Raw genomic sequence first — 19,304 nt, forward strand, 5'->3', positions numbered from 1 at the left:
TCGCGACCAAAAACAAAAGGGGGCGCCGGTTTATCCGGCGCCCCCTTCTCTTTATCTCGTAACCGCCATCCCTGCCGGCTCTGCCTACTTCCCTTTCTTCAGATCGAACAGGATCAGCTTGGCGATGGCCTTCAGGGTCTCGAAGACGCCTTCGCCGGTGGTGGCGCAGGCTTCGAAATCGGGAACGTTGGTCGGGTTCAGCTCACGGCGCAATTCCTCGACGCTGACCACGTTGGGGAGGTCCCGCTTGTTGTACTGGACCACGTACGGGATCTTGTCCAGGTCGTACCCCTGCTCGATCAGGTTGATACGCAGGTTCTCGACGCTCTCGATGTTGGCGTCCATGCGCTCTTCCTGGGAGTCGGCCACGAAGACCACCCCGTCGACACCCTTCAGGATCAGCTTGCGGGAAGCGTCGTAGAAGACCTGGCCGGGGACCGTGTACAGGTGGAAGCGCGTCTTGAAGCCACGGATCTCGCCCAGCGCGAGGGGAAGGAAGTCGAAGAAAAGGGTGCGCTCGGTCTCGGTTGCGAGACTGATCATCTTACCTTTCGCGTCGGCCGCGGTCTTCTGGTAGACGTACTGAAGATTGGTAGTCTTGCCACACAGGCCAGGGCCGTAGTAGACGATCTTGCAGTTTATTTCACGGGAAGCGTAGTTGATGAAGGACATCCTACATTACCTCTTATAAATTACTGCACCACAGGGTTTTGGGGCACAGGCCGCCACCCCACTCACCGAAAATGTTCCGTTAGCTGAACAGGTTGTCGATATCGTCGTCGGTGATTTCCGCAAAGGGGAACTCGCTGTCGCCGCTCTTCTCCTTCTCCTCGTTCTTCTGCAGCAGACGATTGAAGATGGCGGTGAGTTCCTCGGAGGCTTTCTTAACGCGCAGGCGAACCAGCCCCAGCGAAGAGCGGGTATCGAAGAGCACCACCAGGATGACACGGCCGGCAACGATGGAGATGTGCAGGTTATCCTTCTCCCCTTCGTGGAAGAGAATGGAGAACTCCTTCTCGCCGATCAGCTTGGCCAAACCACCCGTGGCGGCGATGTTGCCGGCGGTGAGCGAGGCGAGCGAGGTGGTGTCGAAGCGCTCGGTCTCGCCGCAGCCGGTGATCAACTGGCCGTTCTTGTCCACCAGGAAGATCACCTTTGCATTGGCCTCGCGCAGCAGCTTCTCCAGCGCAACGTTTATCTGTTTGAATTCCTCATCGTACATAATCAACTGAGGATTCGACATGAATGTCTCCTTGGTGGGGGGTACTTTTGCTGCGAAGCTTATTCTATAACAGAAGCGTTACACCATTTCAAGGTAATTGCCTGAGCGATAACCGCTCCTTACACGCTCGCTATACCCCGTGCTGCCTTGAGAAGCAGGGCAACTTTCTCCGGATCCCCCGCCTCGCTGTAAAGCCTGAGCACCGGCTCGGTCCCGGAGGGACGTATCAAGAGCCAGGCTCCGTCCTCGAAGATGAACTTGAAGCCGTCGCTGAAATTGTGGCGCGCCACCTCGAACCCGGCGATGTTGGTGATGCCACCCTCCTGCATCCGCTCCAGCAGTTGCCGCTTCGCCTGCGGGTCAATGGGGAGATCGATGCGGGAGTAGTGGAAGTGGCCGATCTCGTCCATGGTCTCTTCGAGCAGCGCCCGCAGCCCCTTGCCACTCATGGCCATCGCCTCCAGAAGCAGGAGCCCCATCAGGATGCCGTCGCGCTCGGGGATGTGCCCCTTGACGCCGAGGCCGCCGGACTCCTCCCCCCCCATCAGTATGTCGTTCTCCAGCATCAACTCGCAGATGTGCTTGAAGCCGATCTGGGTCTCGAAGAGTTCCAGCCCATACTTTGCGGTCAGGAGGTCGATCATCTGGGTGGTGGAAACGGTCTTGACCACGGCACCGCGCACCCCTTTCCTCTCGTAAAGGTGGCGCAATAGCACCGTGAAGATGCGGTGCGAGGAGAAGAACTCGCCGGTCTCGTCGACGGCGCCGATACGGTCGGCATCGCCGTCCAGCGCCAGGCCGACCTGGAACTTGCCTGCCTCTACCAGCGCGGAGAGCTCGCCCAGGTGCTCGGCGATGGGCTCGGGGGGGTGGCCACCGAAGGCCGGGTTTTCGGCGCCGTGGATCTCCTCGATCCCGGGGATCAGCAGGGGCAACAGGCCGGAGCCCGCGCCGTACATCGGGTCGACGACCGCCTTGATGCCGGCGGAGCGAATCAGCTCCAGGTCGACGTAGCGCCCCAGCTGGGCCAGGTAGGGGGCGGAGGCGTCGAACAGCTCGACCTGCCCGGTCGCCTGGGCCTCGGCCAGCTCCAGCGCCTGCACCGGGCGGGAGGCGGCCTGGTTCTCGGCCACCATCTGCTCCAGCACCTTGGTGGTGGAGGGGCGCGCGGAGCCTCCGAAGGATTCCTTGACCTTGAAGCCGTTATAGCGCGGCGGGTTGTGGCTGGCCGTGATCATTACCCCGGCGCCTGCTTTCTTCTCGTGGACCGCCCAGGAGACTGCGGGGGTGGGTGCGTAATCGTGAGAGAGCCAGGTCTTGATGCCATTGCCGGCCGCGATGGCGGCGACCCGCTCGGCGAACTCTTTGGAAAGAAAGCGGCGGTCGTAGCCGATCACCAGCCCTTTTCCCGCAAGACCCTCTTGGTGCAGATAATCCATGGTGGCCTGCGCCACCAGGGCAAGGTTGTCAAAGGTGAAGGTGTCGGCGATGACGCCGCGCCACCCGTCGGTACCGAATTGTATCTGCAAGTGCAATCCTCCATAAACGTTAATGATTGGGCATTTTCCATGGCGGCGCCTGATCTGTCAACCCTTAGTTGCCGGAAAAGCTCCGAAGTGGTTGACCCCAGGCGGGGATTGGCTTATAAGAATGCAACTATTACCAATCCCAGAGGAGGTACGAAAACATGCTGAAAAGATTCATCTACGCTCTGATCCTGGGGCTCTTCCTGGCGGGCGGCGCCTTCGCTGCCGAGACGAAGAACCCGGTAGTGCTTATCGAGACCAACCAGGGCAACATCAAGGTAGAGCTGAACCAGGAGAAAGCGCCGATCTCAGTCAAGAACTTCCTCGACTATGCGAACAGCGGCTTCTACAACGGGACCATCTTCCACCGCGTCATCCCCAACTTCATGATCCAGGGTGGCGGCTTCGGCCAGGACCTGATGCCCAAGCAGACCAAGGCCCCGATCAAGAACGAGGCGGCCAATGGCCTTAAGAACGAGCGCGGCACCATCGCCATGGCCCGCACCGGTGTGGTCGACTCCGCCACCGCGCAGTTCTTCATCAACACCGTGAATAACGGCTTCCTGAACCACAACCCGGCCGGCGGACCCGCGGGGTACGGCTATGCAGTCTTCGGCAAGGTCATTGAGGGGATGGACGTGGTCGACAAGATCGCCGCCACCAGGACCGGGCGCGGGGCAAACGGCATGCCGGACGTACCGCAGACGCCGATGATCATCAAGAGCGTCAAAGTCCTCAAGTAAACAAAAAGGGGCGCCGCCAGGCGCCCCTTTCTTTTTATCTCCCCTTGCGCTGCGCCAGAAGCATCAGGTTGCCCACCGTAAAGATCAAGGCACCGATGAAAGCCGTCAAGGCCCCCGGTTCCTTGTGCACCTCGAAGAGTGCCACCGGTACCGGGCTGAGTTCCACGTCCTTCACGTAAATACCGTACCCCTTGTGGAAGAGCGGCTGGTTGGGCTGCACCGCGTGCAGGCCGTCCGAGAGCCGCAGGTCCGCACGATAGGTGCTCATCATCCCCATGGGACCGATCTGTCCCGAAATGCGCTCCACCACTACCCGCTCCCCGTCTGGAAAGCCGAAGGAATCGCCTTGTGGCAGTTGCATCTGCTGTTTGAACCCGCCGTAAGCCGAGAGGAGGTGTGCCAGGACGATGAGCAGGAAGCCCGCGTGCATCAGGTGCGGTGCCACGCTGCGGCCTTTGCGGCGCAGGGCGTCGATAGAGCAGATGAGCGCGTTGACGAAGAGGACCGCGATGCACGCGACGCAGAGCCAGAGCCACCAGGAGTAGCCCAGGGGCGCGCGCTGCAGCCAGAAGAGGAGCGGCATGTCGTTGAGGCCACCTTGCTCCGAACTGGCGCTGGAAAAGGAACCCAGGGCCAGGGTGACCATGACTCCGGTCATGAGCCAGAGGCCAAGGTTTAACGAGCAGAAGGTTGCGTAGAGTTTTTTCAGCAAGGGCGTTCCCTCTTTTTTCGGTTTGGGGACAGGCTCCGCAGGTGCCTGTCCCCAGACTACCGACTAGAAACTATGCGAGCTCCGCATGAGCATGCTGACGCCCAGGTAGGTGAAGAGCGTCACCAGGAAGCCGACGATGCCAAGCCAGGCAAAGCCACGCTCCCAGGACTGCCCCTTCAGGCGCAGGTGCAAGTAAAGCGAGTAGAAGATCCAGAGGATGGAGGTCCAAAGCTCCTTAGCGGTCCACAGCCAGTAGGTGCCCCAGGCGTAATAGCCCCAGATACCACCCGAGACCATGGAGAGCGAGAAGAAGCTGTAACCGACCAGCGCGGCCCGGTACTGCAGGTCAAGCGCGGGTTTCCCCCCGCCCTGCAAAAACGCTATGCCCAGGAGCGCAGCGATGCCGAACAGGCCGTAGGCGAAGAAGGCCAACGCCACGTGCAGCTCGAACCAGTAGGTGTCGAGGATGGGGGGCAGCGGCATGTTGATGGTCGGGAAGGGAAGCGCCAAGGCGGCGAAGAGACCGGCCAGCGCGCCGCACCCCCAGCAGAACCAGCGTATGCCCGCGGTCTGGCGGCTATAGATGAAGGGGAGCGCCATGAGCCCGAGCGACCCGGAGAAAAAAGCCAGGGTGTCCTGCGGTCCGATCAGGGGGAGCCGTCCCAGTCCCATCCCACGCGAGGCGAGGTAGGCCAGGCTGCAGCCGAGCGCCACCACGAAGATGGGCCGGCGGATGGAGGCGACGAAGAGCAGCGCGGATGTGATGAGAAGCCATTTCATAGGAATCCGGAACCCGCCTTGGCACGTTGTGCTTTAGTGGATGATCGAGGTTGCTTGAACAATCTCCCTCTCCCTCCGGGAGAGGGTCGGGGTGAGGGCCTTGCCAGGGGCAACTAAAAAGCGGAGGGAAGCTCCCTCACCCGCCCTTCGGGCACCCTCTCCTGGGGGGAGAGGGTAGAGAGTTTATTTGTAGCTTTTCCTGCGGAAGAGGCCGGTTTTAAGCGAAGCGATGCGATCCAGGAACAGGAAACCGTCCAGGTGGTCCATCTCGTGCTGAATGGCCACGGCCTCGAAGCCGGAGGCATCGAACTCGCGCACGTTGCCGTCGGGCTCGGTGAAACGCAGGGTGAGCTCGGTGGCGCGCTCGACGTCGCCGGTGTAGTCCGGCACGCTCATGCACCCCTCGCGCATCACTGCGCCGCCGCTCTTGGCAACGATCTCCGGGTTGATCATCAGCAACAGCCCGTGGTTGTTCTCCTTGCCGTGGCGGTTTTTGGAGACGTCGATGACGCAGACGCGCCGGGAGACGCCGATCTGCGGCGCAGCGACGCCAACGGAACCAGGCCCCGCGTGCATGGTGTCCACCAGGTCTTCGATCAGCTGCTTTATCTCATCGTCGATGGCCTGCACCGGGGCGCAGACCTGCTTCAATATTGGGTCGGGATAGACGACTATCGGTTTGACTGCCATATCAGATCAGAGGGAGACGGGTGTAATGAGGCGCACCGAAATCTCCACACTCAGCTCCTTTTTCAGTTTTTCCAGCAGGGCGGAGGCATCCTCCACCGTGAGCCCCTGGGGCAGTGCCGCCTCGAGCACCAGCACGTACACGGGCTCAGTCGGCTTGCCGATCAGCTTGGTGTTGAGGTCGGTGATGCTGACGCCGCGGTCGGCGAGCTCACGGGTGATGCGGTAGACGATGCCGGGCTTGTCGGAACCGTACACCGAGATCAGGCAGAGCTCCCCTTCCGGCCCCTGGTAGCAGACCTCGTCGTCCTTCAGGGTCCTGACGAAGGCGGAAAGCCCGGTGCCGGCGGTCTTGGCGGCGAACTCTTCCTCCAGCTTCTTCTTGGAGAAGGGCTTCTCGTGGGAGACGATCAGGATCATGGCGAACTCGCCACCGAGCATGGTGCAGCTCGAGTCCTCGACGTTGCAGCCGAGCTTGAAGAGCACCTCGGAGGTGTCCGCCACGATGCCGGTGCGGTCCTTGCCGATGATGGTGACGGCGAAATGAGCCAGGTTAGGCTTGCGACAAAGGTTCATTGGGCCTCCTTGTAAGGGGGACAGGCGCCTGCGGAGCCAGTCCCCTGAATGACTAGATCTTGTTGATAAAAACTTCGCGGGGCTTGCTGGTGCCGTCGGAGGGTCCGATGACCCCTTCCTGCTCCATCTTCTCGATGATGCGGGCGGCGCGGTTGTAGCCAATGCGCAGGCGGCGCTGGATCATGGAGATGGAGGCCATCTTCGCCTCGGCCACCAGGGCCAGGGCGTCGTCGTAGCGCTCGTCCACCTCTTCCTCCTCGTCGCCACCTCCCTTTTCCTCGGCCTTCATTTCCAGGATCGACTTCTCGTAAATCGGCTTCCCCTGCTTCTTCAGGAACTCGACCACGCGCTGCACCTCGGAATCGGAGACGAATGCACCGTGGGCGCGCAACATCTTCGAGGTTCCCGGCGGGAGGAAGAGCATGTCGCCCATGCCGAGCAGCGACTCGGCGCCGTTGCCGTCCAAAATGGTGCGCGAGTCGATCTTCGAGGAGACCTGGAACGAGATCCTCGCGGGGAAGTTCGCCTTGATGAGACCGGTGATGACGTCGACCGACGGGCGCTGGGTGGCGAGGATCAGGTGGATGCCGGCGGCGCGGGCCATCTGGGCCAGGCGGGCGATAGACTCCTCGATCTCGCGGCCGGCCACCATCATCAGGTCGGCGAGTTCGTCCACGATGACCACGATGTAGGGGAGGTGGCCGTGCTCCAGCTGCTCCTCCTTGGCAAGGAAGGCCTGGATGGCCGCCTCTCGCGCCTCCATGTCATCCGGGTCCTCGATCTCCTCCATGTCCTCGATGATCTCGTCGACCACCACGGTCTCGCGGGCAAGGTTCTCGGCCTTCTCTTTTTCCTCACGCTCCAACTCGCGGTTGTAGGAGTCGATGTTCCTGACCCCCTTGTCCGACATGAGCCGGTAGCGGCGTCCCATCTCCTCGACCGCCCACTTGAGCGCCAGGGCCGCCTTCTTCGGGTTAGTGACGACCGGGAGCAGGAGGTGCGGGATCCCCTCGTACACCGAGAGTTCCAGCATCTTCGGGTCGACCATGATGACCCTGACGTCGGTGGGCGTCGAGGTGTACAGGAGCGACAGGATCATGGTGTTGATCGCGACCGATTTACCCGAACCGGTGGCGCCGGCCACCAGCAGGTGCGGCATCTTGGCCAGGTCGGTCACCAGCGGGTGGCCGGCGATGTCCTTGCCGAGCGCCATCGGGAGCTTCATCTTGCCGCGGTGGAACTGTTCGGTGGCGAAGATCTCGCGCAGCGAGACCATCTCGCGCTCGCGGTTGGGGAGCTCTATGCCCACCACCCCCTTGCCAGGGATCGGGGCGACGATGCGGATCGAGTGCGCCTGCAGCGCCATGGTCAGGTCGTCCTGCAGGCCGGCGATGCGGCTCACCTTGATGCCGGGGCCGGGGGAGAACTCGTACATGGTGATGACCGGGCCGGGGCAGATCTCCACCACCTCCCCTTCGACACCGAAGTCCTTGAGCTTCTTCTCCATGAGCCGCGCGTTCATGGTCAGGGTTTCTTTGTCCTGGCGCTTGGTCCCCTCCGGCGGCGGATCGAGCAGGGACAGCGGCGGGGTCTTGAAGTCCCCTTCCGCCTTGATGAAATCGAAGGCCTCCTGCACTGGGGCGGTCTTCTTGTCGTCCTTCTTCTTCTCCTTCTTGGCCACCGGTGCGGGAACCGGCGCCGGCACCGCGGCCGGCTTGATGACCGGGGCCGCGTGCTGCCGAGGCTTCTCTTCCTTCTCACCCTTCTCGGAAGCGAGCTCGCGCTGCAGGGCGCGGCGCTGCTTGCTCTTCTCCCAGTTCTCCTTGAGCGCGGTCAGCCACCAGTTGGCGAACAGGACGAAGGAGAAGCGGGACAAGAGCATGGCGCTCGCCGCCAGCATGGGAAGCAGGATGAGCAGTGCCCCGATCTTGCCGAAGGCGCGCTTCATAAGCTCAGCGCTTTGGTAGCCGACGAAACCGCCGGTCGGAACCCGCTGGCCCAGGAACTCGGTGAACTGCAGGTTGAAGGCGAACAGGCCGGAGATGGAAAGCACCAGCAGCCCGAAGCCGACCAGCTTGTAGCGGCGCCACCGGATCGTGTCCGAGCTGAAGGCGCGGTAGGTAAGATAGAAAAGGGTGCAGGGAAAGATATAGGCGGCCAGGCCGAAGAGCTGCAAGAAGAGGTCGGAGAGCTGGGCACCGAAGCGTCCTCCGAGGTTCTTGGTCTGGGCGAACGTGGAGACGCTGTTGAAGGACAGGTCCTCGCCATGGAAGGAGGCCAGCGCGATGAACAGGAACAGCCCGGCCACGCCGAAGGCCATCCCCTTGACTTCCTTGGCCACCTTTTCCTTTTTTTCGATCTTCTCTTCAGTCGTCATAGTCAAAACCTATTTGCCACGGAGGCACGGAGAAAATCGGAGAAAACATTGCGAAACCACCAGCCGTTCATCCCTTCTCCCACCGGGAGAAGGTGCCCGAAAGGCGGATGAGGGCGTTGCCACGAAGAGGTGGCTACCGGCGGCGGAGCCCTCACCCCGTCCCTCTCCCGGAGGGCGAGGGGGAAAATTGCCTACATTTCCAATACCAGCGGCAGTATCACCGGGCGCCGTTCGATGGTCTTGTTGAAGAAGCGGCGCAGCACGCGGCGTACCTCGAGCTTAACCTCGTTCCAGTCGGTCATCGCCTCGGTGCTCACCAGGGCCAGGGTGTCCAGCACCACCTTCTTCGCCTCGTCCAGGTACTGCTGGCTCTCGTCTTCGAAGATGAAACCGCGCGATACGATGTCGGGTCCGTAGATGATCTCGCCGCTCACCTGGTTGATGCCGACGATGACCACCACCATGCCGTCCTCGGAGAGATGCTTCCTGTCTTTGAGGACCACGTTACCAACGTCGCCGACCCCCTTGCCGTCCACGAAGACGCGACCGGTGTTGACGTGGTCCACGATGACTGCCTCGTCGCCGGAGAAGAGCACCACGTCGCCGTTTACGGCCAGGATGCAGCGCTCCTCGGGGGTGCCCACCCTTTGGGCCAACTGGGCGTGCTTCACCAGGTGTCGATACTCGCCGTGCACCGGAACGAAGAAGCGGGGCTTGACCAGGTTGTGCAGGAGTTTCAGCTCTTCCTGGCTGGCGTGACCGGAGACGTGCACCTCGGAGACCTTCTCGTGGATCACCTCGGCGCCGCGGCGGTACAGGTGGTTCATCAGGTCGGAGATGGTCTTCTCGTTGCCCGGGATGAAGCGGGAGGAGAGGATGACGGTGTCACCGCGCTCAAGCTTGATCTGTTTGTGATCGTCCATGGCGATCCGGATCAGCGAGCTTCTCGGCTCCCCCTGGCTCCCGGTGGTGATCATGCAGACCTGCTCCTTGGGGAGCCTGGGGAGCTCCTTCAAATCCATGAGGAGATCGTCGGGGATGGTGAGGTAGCCGAGTTCGCGGGCGATCTGCACGTTGGCGATCATGGAGCGGCCGTTCAACAACACTTTCCTGCCGCTTTTCTGCGCCGCGTGCACCACCTGCTGCACCCGGTGGATATTACTCGAGAAGGCGGCAACGATAACCCGGCCGGGACAGTTGGGGAAGATCTCGTCGAAGGCCTCGCCCACCACCCGTTCCGAAAGGGTGTAACCCTCGCGCTCGATGTTGGTCGAATCGGCAAAGAGCGCCAGTACCCCCGCCTGCCCGTAGCGGGCGAAGGTGGGGAGGTCGGTGAGTTCGCCGTCCACCGGGGTCTGGTCCAGCTTGAAATCGCCGGTGTGGATCACCACCCCCTCGGGACAGGTGAGGGCCAGGGCGCAGCCATCCACGGTGGAGTGGGCCACGCGGATGAACTCCACTATGAAGTCGCCCAGTTCCACCACGTCCCGGGGCTTCACCACGCGCAGGTCGACCTTCTCGTCGAGCTCGAACTCCTTCAGCTTTTCCTTGACGAAGCCCAGGGTGAGGGCGGTGCCGTAGATGGGAGGATTGATGTCCCGCAGCACGTACGGGAGCGCACCGATGTGGTCCTCGTGCCCGTGGGTGAGCAGGATGGCGCGGATCCGGTCCGCCCGTTCCACCAGGTAACCGATGTCCGGGATGACCACATCGATCCCCAGCATGTACGGCTCCGGGAACATGAGCCCGCAGTCGACGATGACGACGTCGTCGCCGTACTCGAAGGCGGCCATGTTCAGCCCGATCTCGCCGAGCCCGCCGAGGGCCACGAACTTCAGCCCGGTATTTTCAATGCTGCTTTCTTCCAAAAATTATCCTTTGCACGCAATGGCGTGGAACTGCCCAAAGACCGTGGTGTAGCTGCATGGGGTTTACTCCCCCCCCAGCTACTAGTCCCTGTTTTTACCGCCCCTGCTCAGGCACCGTGCCGCCCGTAGCCTTGGCGGACGTGGAGACGAGTACCGCGATGCGGGAGTCGCAACGCTGAATCCAATCCTGGCCCGGCGAGTAGAGGCCGGCCACAGCGTAGAACGAGCTCCTCAGGGCGCGGTAGGCGATCAGCGCGCGCGCCGTGTCGTGGTTCGCCTCCGCCATCTGCCCGAGGTCCCACAATTTTTGTGCGCTGCGGGGGACGATGGAACTGCCCGGGGTGTACATGTGGATGGCGGCCTCGTAGCCGGCCACCGCCGCGGGGAAATCTCCCGACGCGGTACCCTTCTCACCCTTTTCGAACTGGACGTATTGTCGGTACAGCGCGTTGCCCCAGAACAGGGCGATGGAGATCAGCGTGATCGCCGCGACATTTACCGCTATGGTTTTGACCTTTTCCATGTCCTTTTCTGTTTCCTGTGGCTTCAGGGTTACCCCTGGAAGAAGTGGGGGGCGACGGCGAGCAGCGTGCCGAGCAGGGCGAGTACCACCCCCAGGAGGACCGTCGCGGCAGCAACGACGTCAAGCGGTGAGCGCAGACGGTGCGCGGCGGGGAGCCCCCACGCGATCAGAGCGACCCCGCCAAGAGCCAGCGCCAGGTAAACCATGACCATCTAACTACCCTCCAGGTTTGCTGCAATCGCTGCGCGTACCCGCTCCAGGAGTTCCTGTTCCGGGACCCCCGCCACATCGATGGGCGCTCCGAACGTGATCCTGATGGTCCCCGGCCGCAACTCGATGCGGTTGCGCGGGTTGATGGCGCGGCTGCCGTTAATGGTGAACGGGACGATGGGAACGCCGGCCTTGGCCGCCAGCAAGAAGGCGCCGCGCTTGAAGGGGAGCAGGGAGCCGTCCTTGGTGCGGGTCCCTTCCGGGAAGATCACCACGCTGGCGCCGGAAGCGATGCGCTGGGCGGCCTGGTTCATGCTCCGCAACGCTTTCCTGCCGTCGCTGCGATCGAGGGGGATATAGCCCGCACGACGCATGGCAGCGCCGAACACCGGCACCCTGAAAAGCTCTTCCTTGGCTACCCAAGAGAACAGGCGCGGGATGGCTCGACTCAGGGCGAGGATGTCGAAGTTCCCCTGGTGGTTCCCCATGTAGATGACCGGCCCCTCGGTGGGGACCTGTTCCAGCCCCTCTACCTGAAGCCTGATCCGGGCTGCCCAGAGCGAGCCAATGCCCCAGACCCTGGCGACGGCGTGACCAGCCCTGCCGGAGGCGTCAAAAAGTCCGCCGATCACGGCGGCGAGGCTGCATAACAAGGTGTACGGAACGAAGAAAAGAAGGTAGATACGAGCTCTCAGCATGACCGGTTACGTTACTTTTTTTTACCGTGAGAGTCAAACAATATCGCTTGCCATGAGACCCCGATTTCTATACACTTCCCGGAATTCAAAACGGACACGAACAAAGGAGAATCCCCATGGCAAGTCTCAACAAGGTGATGCTCATAGGCAACCTGGGCAAGGACCCCGAGGTGCGCTACACCGCCGGCGGTACTGCCGTAGCTTCCTTCTCCCTGGCCACCACCGACCGCATCAAGGGCAAGGACGGCAACTGGGAAGACAAGACCGAATGGCACAACATCACCCTCTGGGCACGTCTGGCCGAGATCGCCGGCGAGTACCTCTCCAAAGGGAAGACTGTATATATCGAAGGACGTCTGCAGACCCGCAAGTGGACCGACAAGGACGGCAAGGACCGCTACACCACCGAAATCGTGGGCGAGAAGATGCAGATGCTCTCCGCTAAGGGTGAAGGCGGCGGCCAGCGCCAGGGTGGCGGCAGGCCCCAGCAGGACTACAACCAGGGCGGCGGTTACGAGGAGCCGGTATTCAACCCGGACGACGAGATCCCGTTCTAACCAGTACCTTACAAGAATGTGAATTTTAGCCGCAAGCCTTCGGACTTGCGGCTTTTTTGATTCATCACTCCCAAACCGGGGTGCTCCAGTTGTTACACCTAAAACCAGACAATCCCACAAAGACGGCTGCAGGTAACCCTCCTCTCCATGTTTCGGCAGGAGTTCCGGAGCGCCCCCTCATTACCAGCGTGACAATCCCCCTGTCGCTGATTACCCTGTTTTTTTTCCTGGCACGGGAGCCAGAACTGCGACTGGAAGTGCCGCTCCTGGTGGGGATTTCGGCTGCGGCAACCATGGTGCTGGCGTTGGTATTGTACCGGGGAGAGCGGCGTCCGTGGGCCTGGTCGCCAGCTCTCATCCTATGGGTAGCCCTCATCCTGCGGCTCATGTTCGTGCTGGCACCAGCGCAGTTGTCGGATGACATCTACCGCTACCTGTGGGACGGCCACAACGTCCTCTCCGGGGTCAACCCGTATGCTGCCGCTCCCGGCGCCGTGGTGCCGCCGAAACAACTGCGGCAGATCCATGCCGCCATCAACCACAAGGAGTACACCACCATCTATCCGCCCGCCGCGCAGTTCATCTTCGCCGCGGGCACGGCGCTGTGTGGAACGGTGGCAGGGCTGAAGGCTTTCCTGGTGCTGATCGACCTCGCCCTCTGCGCGCTGATGATGTACCTTTTGCGCAAGGTGGGCTTACCGGCCTGGCGGGCGGTGCTCTACGCCTGGAACCCGTTGCCGATACTGGAGATCGCGGGATCCGGGCATGTGGACGGGGCCGGCATGGCGCTCTTTCTCGCCGCCTTTTCGTTGCTGCTCGTCTACGGCGGGAAGCGGGGAGGCGCGGCCTGCGCCGGAGCCGTCTACGCTGCGGCGGCACTGGTGAAACTCTTCCCCCTGGTGCTCGGGCCGGTCCTCTTCCTGCTGGCTCCGCGCCCCCGCCGCCTGCACTTTTTAGGCGGATTCTGCTGCGGGTCCTTGCTGCTCATGATTCCGTTTATGCCGGATCTGGCGCGGATCCTGGACAGTCTCGCGATCTACGCCAAAAACTGGGAGTTCGCCGGGTTCGCCTTCAAAACCTTGCGCGGCAGCACCGGTTCCGGCAACTTCGCGCGCCTTGCACTGGTTTCGGTGCTGCTGCTTTGTGTCGCAGCGCTGAGCCGGCGCGTGGCGGTTGCCCTCGAAGCGCCGGATGGAACCGACACTGACATGCGGGGAAGGCGCGCGCTCGGGACCTGCTACGCGGTCACCATGGTCCTGCTACTGACCACCCCCACGCTGCAGCCGTGGTACGCACTGATGCTGGCGGCCTTGCTCCCTTTTGCAGCCGGGCCGGCGGGGATCGTGCTCTGCTGGGTGGTACTGCTCACCTACCGGGTACAGATTCCGTATTTTATTTTGGGGCAATGGATCGAAAGCGGCTGGGTCACGGCGGTCGTCTTCCTGGCGCCGGCCACGGCGTGGGGGGTGGGGCGCCTGCTGTCGCGGCGCGGGGGGGCGTGCCCGGGCCCTGCGCTCAGTTCGTCCGCTGAGAGATGAACAGCTCGTTCAGGTCCTTGAGGAACACGAGCGCGAAACCCATAGGGAACAGGAGGAAAAGCGGCACGGCGCCGACCACGCCCCGTTGCCAAGCAAAAGCGATCGGAAGCAGGGAGTAGGCGAACAGGAGCGCATTCAGGATCAGATAAACGAAGCTCCGCTGGCAGTAGAGAAAGGCAAGGCCGGGCACACGCTCCCGCCCCCGCACCCCGAACTTGGGGGTCCGTTCGAAACTGCCGCCGGAGGAGAACATCCCCTTCAATACCGAAAGGGAAATGCTCGGTGCCAGGCCAATGGCGAGCGCGGGGAGCAGGCAAAGTTGTCTGAACTTCAACGTCCCGCTTCTGGCGGCGTAGCAGAGAAAATATCCCATGATGGCGCCGCTCGTTCCCAGGAAAAGAGGGAGGTCGACGCGCAGGATCTGATGCAGCCCGATCCCCACCCGAAAGATGACGGCAGGATAGAGGGTGAGCATGACCAGGACGCCCAAAAGCCAGTAGCAGTTTGCGGTGAGATGCACCACAGCCTCGAGCTTCACGGCAAAGGGGAACTTCGACCTCAGCAAGCGAGGCAGGATTTTCCGGGCGGTCTGGATCGACCCCTTGGCCCAGCGCTGCTGCTGGCTGCGCAATGCGCCGACGGTGACTGGAAGCTCCGAGGGAACCGGGCATTCGTCGCGGTAGACGAAGCGCCATCCGGCGAGCTGGGCCCGGTAGCTGAGGTCAAGGTCCTCGGTGACGGTGTCCGACTGCCACCCCCCCGCTTCCTCGATGGCGCACCTGCGCCACACCCCCGCGGTCCCATTGAAATTGAAGAAGAGCCCCTTCTGGTAGCGCACCCGGTGCTCGATACTGAAGTGCGGTCCGAGCAGCAGGGCCTGCACCCCGGTGAACCAGGAATGCTCGGCGTTGCAAAATCCCCAACGCGCCTGAACCATGCCGACCCTGCCGTCGCGGAACCAGGGCACGGTATGCTGCAGGAAGTCCGGGGCCGGGATGAAATCGGCATCGAACAGGGCCAGGAATTCCCCGCGCGCATGACGCATCCCCTCGGCGAGGGCCCCCGCCTTGAAGCCTGCGCGGTGGTCGCGCCGCAGCACATGGATCTCCACTCCCCTCCCCCGCCAGTAAAGCACCCGCTCGTCTACCATCGCCGCGGTGTCGTCGCTGGAGTCGTCCAGCACCTGGATCTCGAGCCGGTCCGCGGGCCATTGCAGCGAGGCTGCGGCGTCGATCAGGCGCTGCACCACGAAACGCTCGTTGTAGAGGGGAAGCTGCACGGTGACGAAAGGGAAACCTTCCTGCGCCGTGAAGGGAGGTGGGGGGGCTGCGGCGGACGTATCGAAGCGGAGGCATTTGAGCAGCCAGAGCCGGTGCGCCCCGTAGAGGCAGAGGCCGATAAGGGCGCAGAAATGCAGTGCGGTCAAAAAGGGGGGGAGCAGCGACATCAGGGTTCCTCAGGTTCGGGGCAAGCGCAGGGGACGCCAAGCGGCTTTTCCTCGAACAGGTAGCGCTCGGGCCGCCACGCCCTCGGGGTGGCCGCGGAACCGGGCGCGCCGGCCACATCCTCTCCCGAGACCACCCAGAACTTGCCGAGCCAGGTGTGCCAGGTCCCCTGCAGCACGAGCTTCCCTTCCGTGTCACTAGCGCCTCTGGCCAGGATTTCGCCGCGAGACGGGGCCTCGTGGTAGCGCACCAAGGCGTAGGGAGAGCGCGGGGCGAGACCGGATGCCGTCAGGGTAAAGGCGCCGCTCGCCTCGCGGTAGCTCATCGTCCCATGGGCACCACCCTTGACGATGGACCAGGTGGCGGGGTCCTTGGCGAAGAGGAGCAGCCTCTTCTGACCCGACGCCGCTCCGACAACACCGACCAGAAGGAACAGCAGTACCCCCGAAGGCATCATCGCTCTTACCAAGACAGAGATACGCAAAAAACCTCACGTAACGCAAAGGTGCTAAGACGCAAAGAAAACAAGCTACACAAAATGGACACGGCTGAGGCGTCGGGCTACCGCCCTTCCCTTTTATCCCAGGCCTCCCAGCCACCTTTGTAATTTCTCGCTTCGGGGAGACCCGACAACTGGTGCACGGTCCAGGCATAGCCGGAACGAACGCCGCCCAGGCAGTAATACACGACCGGCTTTTTAAGGTCAACACCATGCTTGGTCAGGAGCTTCCGCAGTTCCGCCGCGTTGAGGGGCCTGCGCTCCTTCCCGGTGTAGAAGTCATCCCAGGGAATATGCACCGAACCGGGAATCCTCCCCTTCAGCCACTCGAAGGTGGAACGGACATCGATCAGGGTGTAGGCATCCTTTTGCCCCCGGAGTTCTTCGGTCGAGATCACCGTGCGCGGCTTGACCTGGAACAGGTAAGCGACCTTCTTGACCTGCCGCTGCTCCGCCCCTGCCACGAGCGGGAGTCCGGCGCCACGCCAGGCCTGGATGCCGCCGTTCAGGAGACGAACCGGTCCCTTGTGCCCGAGCCATGAGAAAAGCCAGGCATCGTACCCTTCGCCTCCCCAGCTCTTGTCCGCATCGCCGTAGATAACTAGCGGCGTACGCTCGGAAATCCCCATCGCCCCCAGGAGGGAGGCCAGTTCGTTAGGTGGAAAGGAGCTGTACTTCACGCCGCGCGCGTCGGTACGGGTGTATTCGTCCCAGGAAAAGGAGATGGCGCCAGGGATATGGCCGGCCAGCCACTCAGCGCGGGGGCGGGCATCGAGAATGACCCAGTTGCCGGCGCTCCCCTTCAGCTGGGAGGCCTCGATGAGCCCCAGGTCCGTCGCTTGAGCGGACCAAGGGAGGAAGACCTGCACAAGAAGTCCCGCCAGAACAGCGGTCACAAGGCGCATCCGCCCCACCGCCGGTATCATCCGCATGATTTTAAACATGACTAGCTCCTGATCTCCTGAATCCGCACGCCTAGCCGATGCGGTTAATCCGTTTTCGTTTTCTTCCAGCAAGCTCCACACGCAACTCCCGCGCGATCACCCAAAGAATGGTGCAACCGGCCTGCACGGTGCCGCTCACGGTCCGGCTGATCTTCGATATGCCGGCCTTGCGCCGGCGGTACGCTACGTCAACCTCGCCGATCTTCAGCCCGTGGCGCACCGCCCTGACCTGCATCTCGACAGTCCAGCCGAATGCCCTGTCCTGCATGGAGAGCCTCTCCAATGCATCCCACCTGATCGCCCGCATCGGCCCCAGGTCACGGAAACGGTGCCCCCAGAAGATCCGGATCAGCGAGGTGGCCAGGAGGTGTCCAAAGCGCTGCTGGAAGCTGAGCGCACCGTCTTCCACCGGGACGCGCCGCCCCAGCATGAGATCCACCTCCCCGGCACAGACCGGGGCGAGGAGTTCCGGGAACAGCGACAGGTCGTCGCTGCCGTCCGCATCGACAAAGGCGACTACCGCAGGCGGATTGTCGCGCAAAGCGGCCAGCCCGGCGAGACAGGCCCGGCCGTAGCCGGGCACCGGCTCGTACACCACCGCCGCGCCAAAGGATGCCGCCACCTGTGCCGTCGCATCGCTGGAGCCGTTGTCGACCACGATGACGCGGCCGATCCCGGCCGGGACCCGAGCCAGCACGCCGGGAAGCGCCTCCTCCTCGTTCCTCGCCGGTATCACCAATACTGTTTCCACTGCACCACCATTCATTCAGTCGCTGCGAAACCTCCCTGGCGCGCTTTGCGGCGACGGTAGCATACCGGGACCAGGACCACTACCAAAATGAGGACCAACCCCGCCAACGCCGCCGGCGAAACGCGGCCGCTCAAAAGATCCAGAAGCGAACTGGAGAAGACGATGAAGGCGACGGTCGCGGGAAGCATGCAGATAAAGCTGGCAAGCACGTAGTGGGCGAAGCGGACCTTGGTGAGACCGAAGGCGTAGTTCAAAAGGTTGAAGGGGAAGGCCGGAATCAGGCGGGTGAAAGCGACCACCTTCCAGCCATGCTGCGCCACCTCGCGGTCGAGTCGCTCCCACGTGGGGCCGGTGAGCCTGGAAGCGACCCAGTCGCGCGCGCCGTAGCGGGCCACCAGGAAAGCGAGCGACGCGCCAACGGTCGCTCCGATGATGGTGTAGATCACGCCCCAGACGGGGCCGAAGACGATTCCCCCAACCACGGTAAGCGGCAACGCGGGGAGGAAAAGGACCGGCGCCAGGGAGTAGATCAGGACGTAGATGACCGGGGCAAGGGCGCCGTAAGATGCGATCAGCGCGCGCAGGCGGTCCTGCTGGAGATACTCTCTGGCTCCCGAGAACTGGACGCCCGCAGCGGCGGCGACCAGCAAGGCGATCAGTAAAACCGGGCCCCAGGGGCTCTTCCCGCGAGTTCCCTGTCCTGCCGTATCGTTACGTTGCCGTGTCACTGACCCCTCCTTTTGTTACGGCGTCTTGAAATAAAGTGAGACCGAGTAGTTGGCGCCGGCCGCGGTGTTCTGGCCGTAAAGGTCGGGGCGGTAGCCGAGCTCTACCCCCATGGCCGGCGTGACCTGGTAGCCCAGGGTCAGATCGAGCTTGCCGAGGTCGAAGTTGTTGGTCGTGGTCGGGTTGCCGGAGCCGTCCAGCCTGCTGCCGTTGTCGATGCTGTAGATACCGTCCAGCTTCGCGCGGGTGAAGAAGTTCTTGCCCAGGTCGAAGCCGACCTCAACCAAGTAGCGCAGTTCATCGGAGGGTTCACCAGCGCGCAGGCGGTAGCCGACCTCCAGGTTCGCATAGCCGGGCAGCTGCGGGTACAAGGAGCGGCCGTAGAGTAGGCGCAGTTCCGTGTCGTACTGGTGGTTCCCCAGCGGGAGCGGGTCGTTCCTATGGTAGCCGCCCGGAATCTTCACCAAAAGCTGGGTCGAGACCACTCCGACGGCGTCGCTTCGGTAGAGCCGGTAGCGGGCCCCGAGGTCGACGTCGCCGATGCCATGCGCCGTGGCGCGGCTCAAGTCGTTGTCGTTCTCGATCCACTTGTAGGAGAGTGAGTTGAGAACAGTGAGGCTGTCAGTGACGCCGTACTCGAAGTAGTTACTCAGGTTGTAGTCCGTGAACGTCCCATGATCGGAGAGGTCCCTGCGGTTGCCCTCCCGGTCGAAGCTCTTGTCTGCGTAGTAGAAGTTGAAGGAGGCTTTTTCATAATACCCACCCTGTGTGGCGGTCCAGGCCCCGGCGAAGCAGGACGAAACCGGGAAGGCCGCCACAAGGGCGACCACGGTTAGCGATGCGAGAAGCTTTTTCATGATTTTCTTCCTGTCTCAAAAGGAAGGCGCCGCTGCCGGCGCCTTCCCTGCTATAGAGTCACTGG

General features: G+C 62.6%; 21 protein-coding genes. 3 read left to right on the plus strand and 18 right to left on the minus strand.

Annotated features, from left to right (window positions below; genetic code table 11):
• Positions 1 to 84: 84 nt before the first annotated feature.
• The 3 genes from K7R21_RS13895 to K7R21_RS13905 all read right to left on the minus strand — a co-directional run bounded on the left by K7R21_RS13895 (position 85) and on the right by K7R21_RS13905 (position 2,751).
• Positions 85 to 672: a GTP-binding protein gene (locus K7R21_RS13895; RefSeq protein WP_199390678.1), complete on the minus strand. Its 588-nt coding sequence runs from the start codon at positions 670 to 672 to the stop codon at positions 85 to 87.
• 79 nt (positions 673 to 751) lie between these two features.
• Positions 752 to 1,243 (minus strand): roadblock/LC7 domain-containing protein, encoded by a 492-nt coding sequence (locus K7R21_RS13900; RefSeq protein ID WP_183343930.1) that lies wholly within the window; start codon positions 1,241 to 1,243, stop codon positions 752 to 754.
• A 98-nt stretch (positions 1,244 to 1,341) separates the two neighbouring features.
• A complete protein-coding gene (locus K7R21_RS13905; protein WP_224983893.1) occupies positions 1,342 to 2,751 on the minus strand; it encodes a phosphoglucomutase/phosphomannomutase family protein in 1,410 nt (469 codons plus the stop codon).
• 158 nt (positions 2,752 to 2,909) lie between these two features.
• Here K7R21_RS13905 and K7R21_RS13910 point away from each other — a divergent pair, with 158 nt between their 5' ends.
• Complete coding sequence (locus tag K7R21_RS13910; RefSeq protein WP_224983894.1) at positions 2,910 to 3,491, plus strand: peptidylprolyl isomerase; 582 nt, start codon at positions 2,910 to 2,912, stop codon at positions 3,489 to 3,491.
• Between the two features lie 34 nt (positions 3,492 to 3,525).
• Here K7R21_RS13910 and K7R21_RS13915 read toward each other — a convergent pair whose 3' ends face one another.
• From K7R21_RS13915 to K7R21_RS13955, 9 genes are all read right to left on the minus strand, one after another.
• Positions 3,526 to 4,203 (minus strand): cytochrome c biogenesis protein ResB, encoded by a 678-nt coding sequence (locus K7R21_RS13915; protein ID WP_224983895.1) that lies wholly within the window; start codon positions 4,201 to 4,203, stop codon positions 3,526 to 3,528.
• A gap of 63 nt (positions 4,204 to 4,266) precedes the next feature.
• Positions 4,267 to 4,983 (minus strand): cytochrome c biogenesis protein, encoded by a 717-nt coding sequence (locus tag K7R21_RS13920; RefSeq protein ID WP_224983896.1) that lies wholly within the window; start codon positions 4,981 to 4,983, stop codon positions 4,267 to 4,269.
• A 183-nt stretch (positions 4,984 to 5,166) separates the two neighbouring features.
• On the minus strand, positions 5,167 to 5,673 hold the full coding sequence (gene def, locus K7R21_RS13925) for a peptide deformylase (protein ID WP_224983897.1): 507 nt from the start codon (positions 5,671 to 5,673) through the stop codon (positions 5,167 to 5,169).
• A gap of 6 nt (positions 5,674 to 5,679) precedes the next feature.
• Positions 5,680 to 6,246 carry a glycine cleavage system protein R gene (locus K7R21_RS13930; RefSeq protein ID WP_224983898.1) on the minus strand — a complete coding sequence of 189 codons (567 nt, stop codon included), beginning with the start codon at positions 6,244 to 6,246 and terminating at the stop codon, positions 5,680 to 5,682.
• Positions 6,247 to 6,298: 52 nt separating this feature from the next.
• A complete protein-coding gene (locus tag K7R21_RS13935) occupies positions 6,299 to 8,623 on the minus strand; it encodes a DNA translocase FtsK (protein WP_224983899.1) in 2,325 nt (774 codons plus the stop codon).
• Positions 8,624 to 8,814: 191 nt separating this feature from the next.
• A complete protein-coding gene (locus K7R21_RS13940) occupies positions 8,815 to 10,491 on the minus strand; it encodes a ribonuclease J (RefSeq protein ID WP_224983900.1) in 1,677 nt (558 codons plus the stop codon).
• Positions 10,492 to 10,585: 94 nt separating this feature from the next.
• The gene (locus K7R21_RS13945) at positions 10,586 to 11,014 is read right to left on the minus strand and encodes a hypothetical protein (RefSeq protein ID WP_224983901.1); all 429 of its coding nucleotides are present in this window, start codon (positions 11,012 to 11,014) and stop codon (positions 10,586 to 10,588) included.
• 29 nt (positions 11,015 to 11,043) lie between these two features.
• Positions 11,044 to 11,226 carry a hypothetical protein gene (locus K7R21_RS13950; protein ID WP_224983902.1) on the minus strand — a complete coding sequence of 61 codons (183 nt, stop codon included), beginning with the start codon at positions 11,224 to 11,226 and terminating at the stop codon, positions 11,044 to 11,046.
• Positions 11,227 to 11,922, minus strand: a complete 696-nt coding sequence (locus K7R21_RS13955; protein WP_224983903.1) for a lysophospholipid acyltransferase family protein — start codon at positions 11,920 to 11,922, stop codon at positions 11,227 to 11,229.
• A gap of 116 nt (positions 11,923 to 12,038) precedes the next feature.
• Between K7R21_RS13955 and K7R21_RS13960 the strand changes: the two genes are divergently transcribed.
• Positions 12,039 to 12,479 carry a single-stranded DNA-binding protein gene (locus K7R21_RS13960; RefSeq protein ID WP_216500083.1) on the plus strand — a complete coding sequence of 147 codons (441 nt, stop codon included), beginning with the start codon at positions 12,039 to 12,041 and terminating at the stop codon, positions 12,477 to 12,479.
• Positions 12,480 to 12,667: 188 nt separating this feature from the next.
• On the plus strand, positions 12,668 to 14,017 hold the full coding sequence (locus tag K7R21_RS13965) for a hypothetical protein (RefSeq protein ID WP_224983904.1): 1,350 nt from the start codon (positions 12,668 to 12,670) through the stop codon (positions 14,015 to 14,017).
• On the opposite strand, the gene K7R21_RS13970 is transcribed toward K7R21_RS13965, so the two are convergent.
• The 6 genes from K7R21_RS13970 to K7R21_RS13995 form a co-directional block, all read right to left on the minus strand.
• Complete coding sequence (locus tag K7R21_RS13970; RefSeq protein WP_224983905.1) at positions 13,995 to 15,464, minus strand: glycosyltransferase; 1,470 nt, start codon at positions 15,462 to 15,464, stop codon at positions 13,995 to 13,997. The two genes, K7R21_RS13965 and K7R21_RS13970, sit on opposite strands and share 23 nt — an antisense overlap.
• Positions 15,464 to 15,916 carry a hypothetical protein gene (locus tag K7R21_RS13975; RefSeq protein ID WP_224983906.1) on the minus strand — a complete coding sequence of 151 codons (453 nt, stop codon included), beginning with the start codon at positions 15,914 to 15,916 and terminating at the stop codon, positions 15,464 to 15,466. The genes K7R21_RS13970 and K7R21_RS13975 overlap by 1 nt, the downstream gene beginning before the upstream one ends.
• Before the next feature lie 107 nt (positions 15,917 to 16,023).
• Entirely contained in the window at positions 16,024 to 16,905 is an 882-nt protein-coding gene (locus tag K7R21_RS13980; protein ID WP_224983907.1) for a sulfurtransferase, read from the minus strand.
• 31 nt (positions 16,906 to 16,936) lie between these two features.
• Positions 16,937 to 17,656: a glycosyltransferase family 2 protein gene (locus K7R21_RS13985; RefSeq protein ID WP_224983908.1), complete on the minus strand. Its 720-nt coding sequence runs from the start codon at positions 17,654 to 17,656 to the stop codon at positions 16,937 to 16,939.
• A gap of 11 nt (positions 17,657 to 17,667) precedes the next feature.
• A complete protein-coding gene (locus K7R21_RS13990) occupies positions 17,668 to 18,384 on the minus strand; it encodes a TVP38/TMEM64 family protein (RefSeq protein ID WP_224983909.1) in 717 nt (238 codons plus the stop codon).
• A gap of 15 nt (positions 18,385 to 18,399) precedes the next feature.
• Positions 18,400 to 19,239: a hypothetical protein gene (locus K7R21_RS13995; RefSeq protein ID WP_224983910.1), complete on the minus strand. Its 840-nt coding sequence runs from the start codon at positions 19,237 to 19,239 to the stop codon at positions 18,400 to 18,402.
• Positions 19,240 to 19,304: the final 65 nt, after the last annotated feature.

It is taken from the genome of Geomonas agri (assembly GCF_020179605.1).
GTDB lineage: Bacteria > Desulfobacterota > Desulfuromonadia > Geobacterales > Geobacteraceae > Geomonas > Geomonas agri.

Coding starts and splice junctions, on each gene's coding strand:
- K7R21_RS13895 (WP_199390678.1), bottom strand. CDS start 672: ATGTCCTTCATCAACTACGCTTCCCGTGAAATAAACTGCAAGATCGTC.
- K7R21_RS13960 (WP_216500083.1), top strand. CDS start 12,039: ATGGCAAGTCTCAACAAGGTGATGCTCATAGGCAACCTGGGCAAGGAC.
- K7R21_RS13970 (WP_224983905.1), bottom strand. CDS start 15,464: ATGTCGCTGCTCCCCCCCTTTTTGACCGCACTGCATTTCTGCGCCCTT.
- K7R21_RS13900 (WP_183343930.1), bottom strand. CDS start 1,243: ATGTCGAATCCTCAGTTGATTATGTACGATGAGGAATTCAAACAGATA.
- def (WP_224983897.1), bottom strand. CDS start 5,673: ATGGCAGTCAAACCGATAGTCGTCTATCCCGACCCAATATTGAAGCAG.
- K7R21_RS13945 (WP_224983901.1), bottom strand. CDS start 11,014: ATGGAAAAGGTCAAAACCATAGCGGTAAATGTCGCGGCGATCACGCTG.
- K7R21_RS13920 (WP_224983896.1), bottom strand. CDS start 4,983: ATGAAATGGCTTCTCATCACATCCGCGCTGCTCTTCGTCGCCTCCATC.
- K7R21_RS13930 (WP_224983898.1), bottom strand. CDS start 6,246: ATGAACCTTTGTCGCAAGCCTAACCTGGCTCATTTCGCCGTCACCATC.
- K7R21_RS13950 (WP_224983902.1), bottom strand. CDS start 11,226: ATGGTCATGGTTTACCTGGCGCTGGCTCTTGGCGGGGTCGCTCTGATC.
- K7R21_RS13980 (WP_224983907.1), bottom strand. CDS start 16,905: ATGTTTAAAATCATGCGGATGATACCGGCGGTGGGGCGGATGCGCCTT.
- K7R21_RS13955 (WP_224983903.1), bottom strand. CDS start 11,922: ATGCTGAGAGCTCGTATCTACCTTCTTTTCTTCGTTCCGTACACCTTG.
- K7R21_RS13975 (WP_224983906.1), bottom strand. CDS start 15,916: ATGCCTTCGGGGGTACTGCTGTTCCTTCTGGTCGGTGTTGTCGGAGCG.
- K7R21_RS13995 (WP_224983910.1), bottom strand. CDS start 19,239: ATGAAAAAGCTTCTCGCATCGCTAACCGTGGTCGCCCTTGTGGCGGCC.
- K7R21_RS13935 (WP_224983899.1), bottom strand. CDS start 8,623: ATGACGACTGAAGAGAAGATCGAAAAAAAGGAAAAGGTGGCCAAGGAA.
- K7R21_RS13910 (WP_224983894.1), top strand. CDS start 2,910: ATGCTGAAAAGATTCATCTACGCTCTGATCCTGGGGCTCTTCCTGGCG.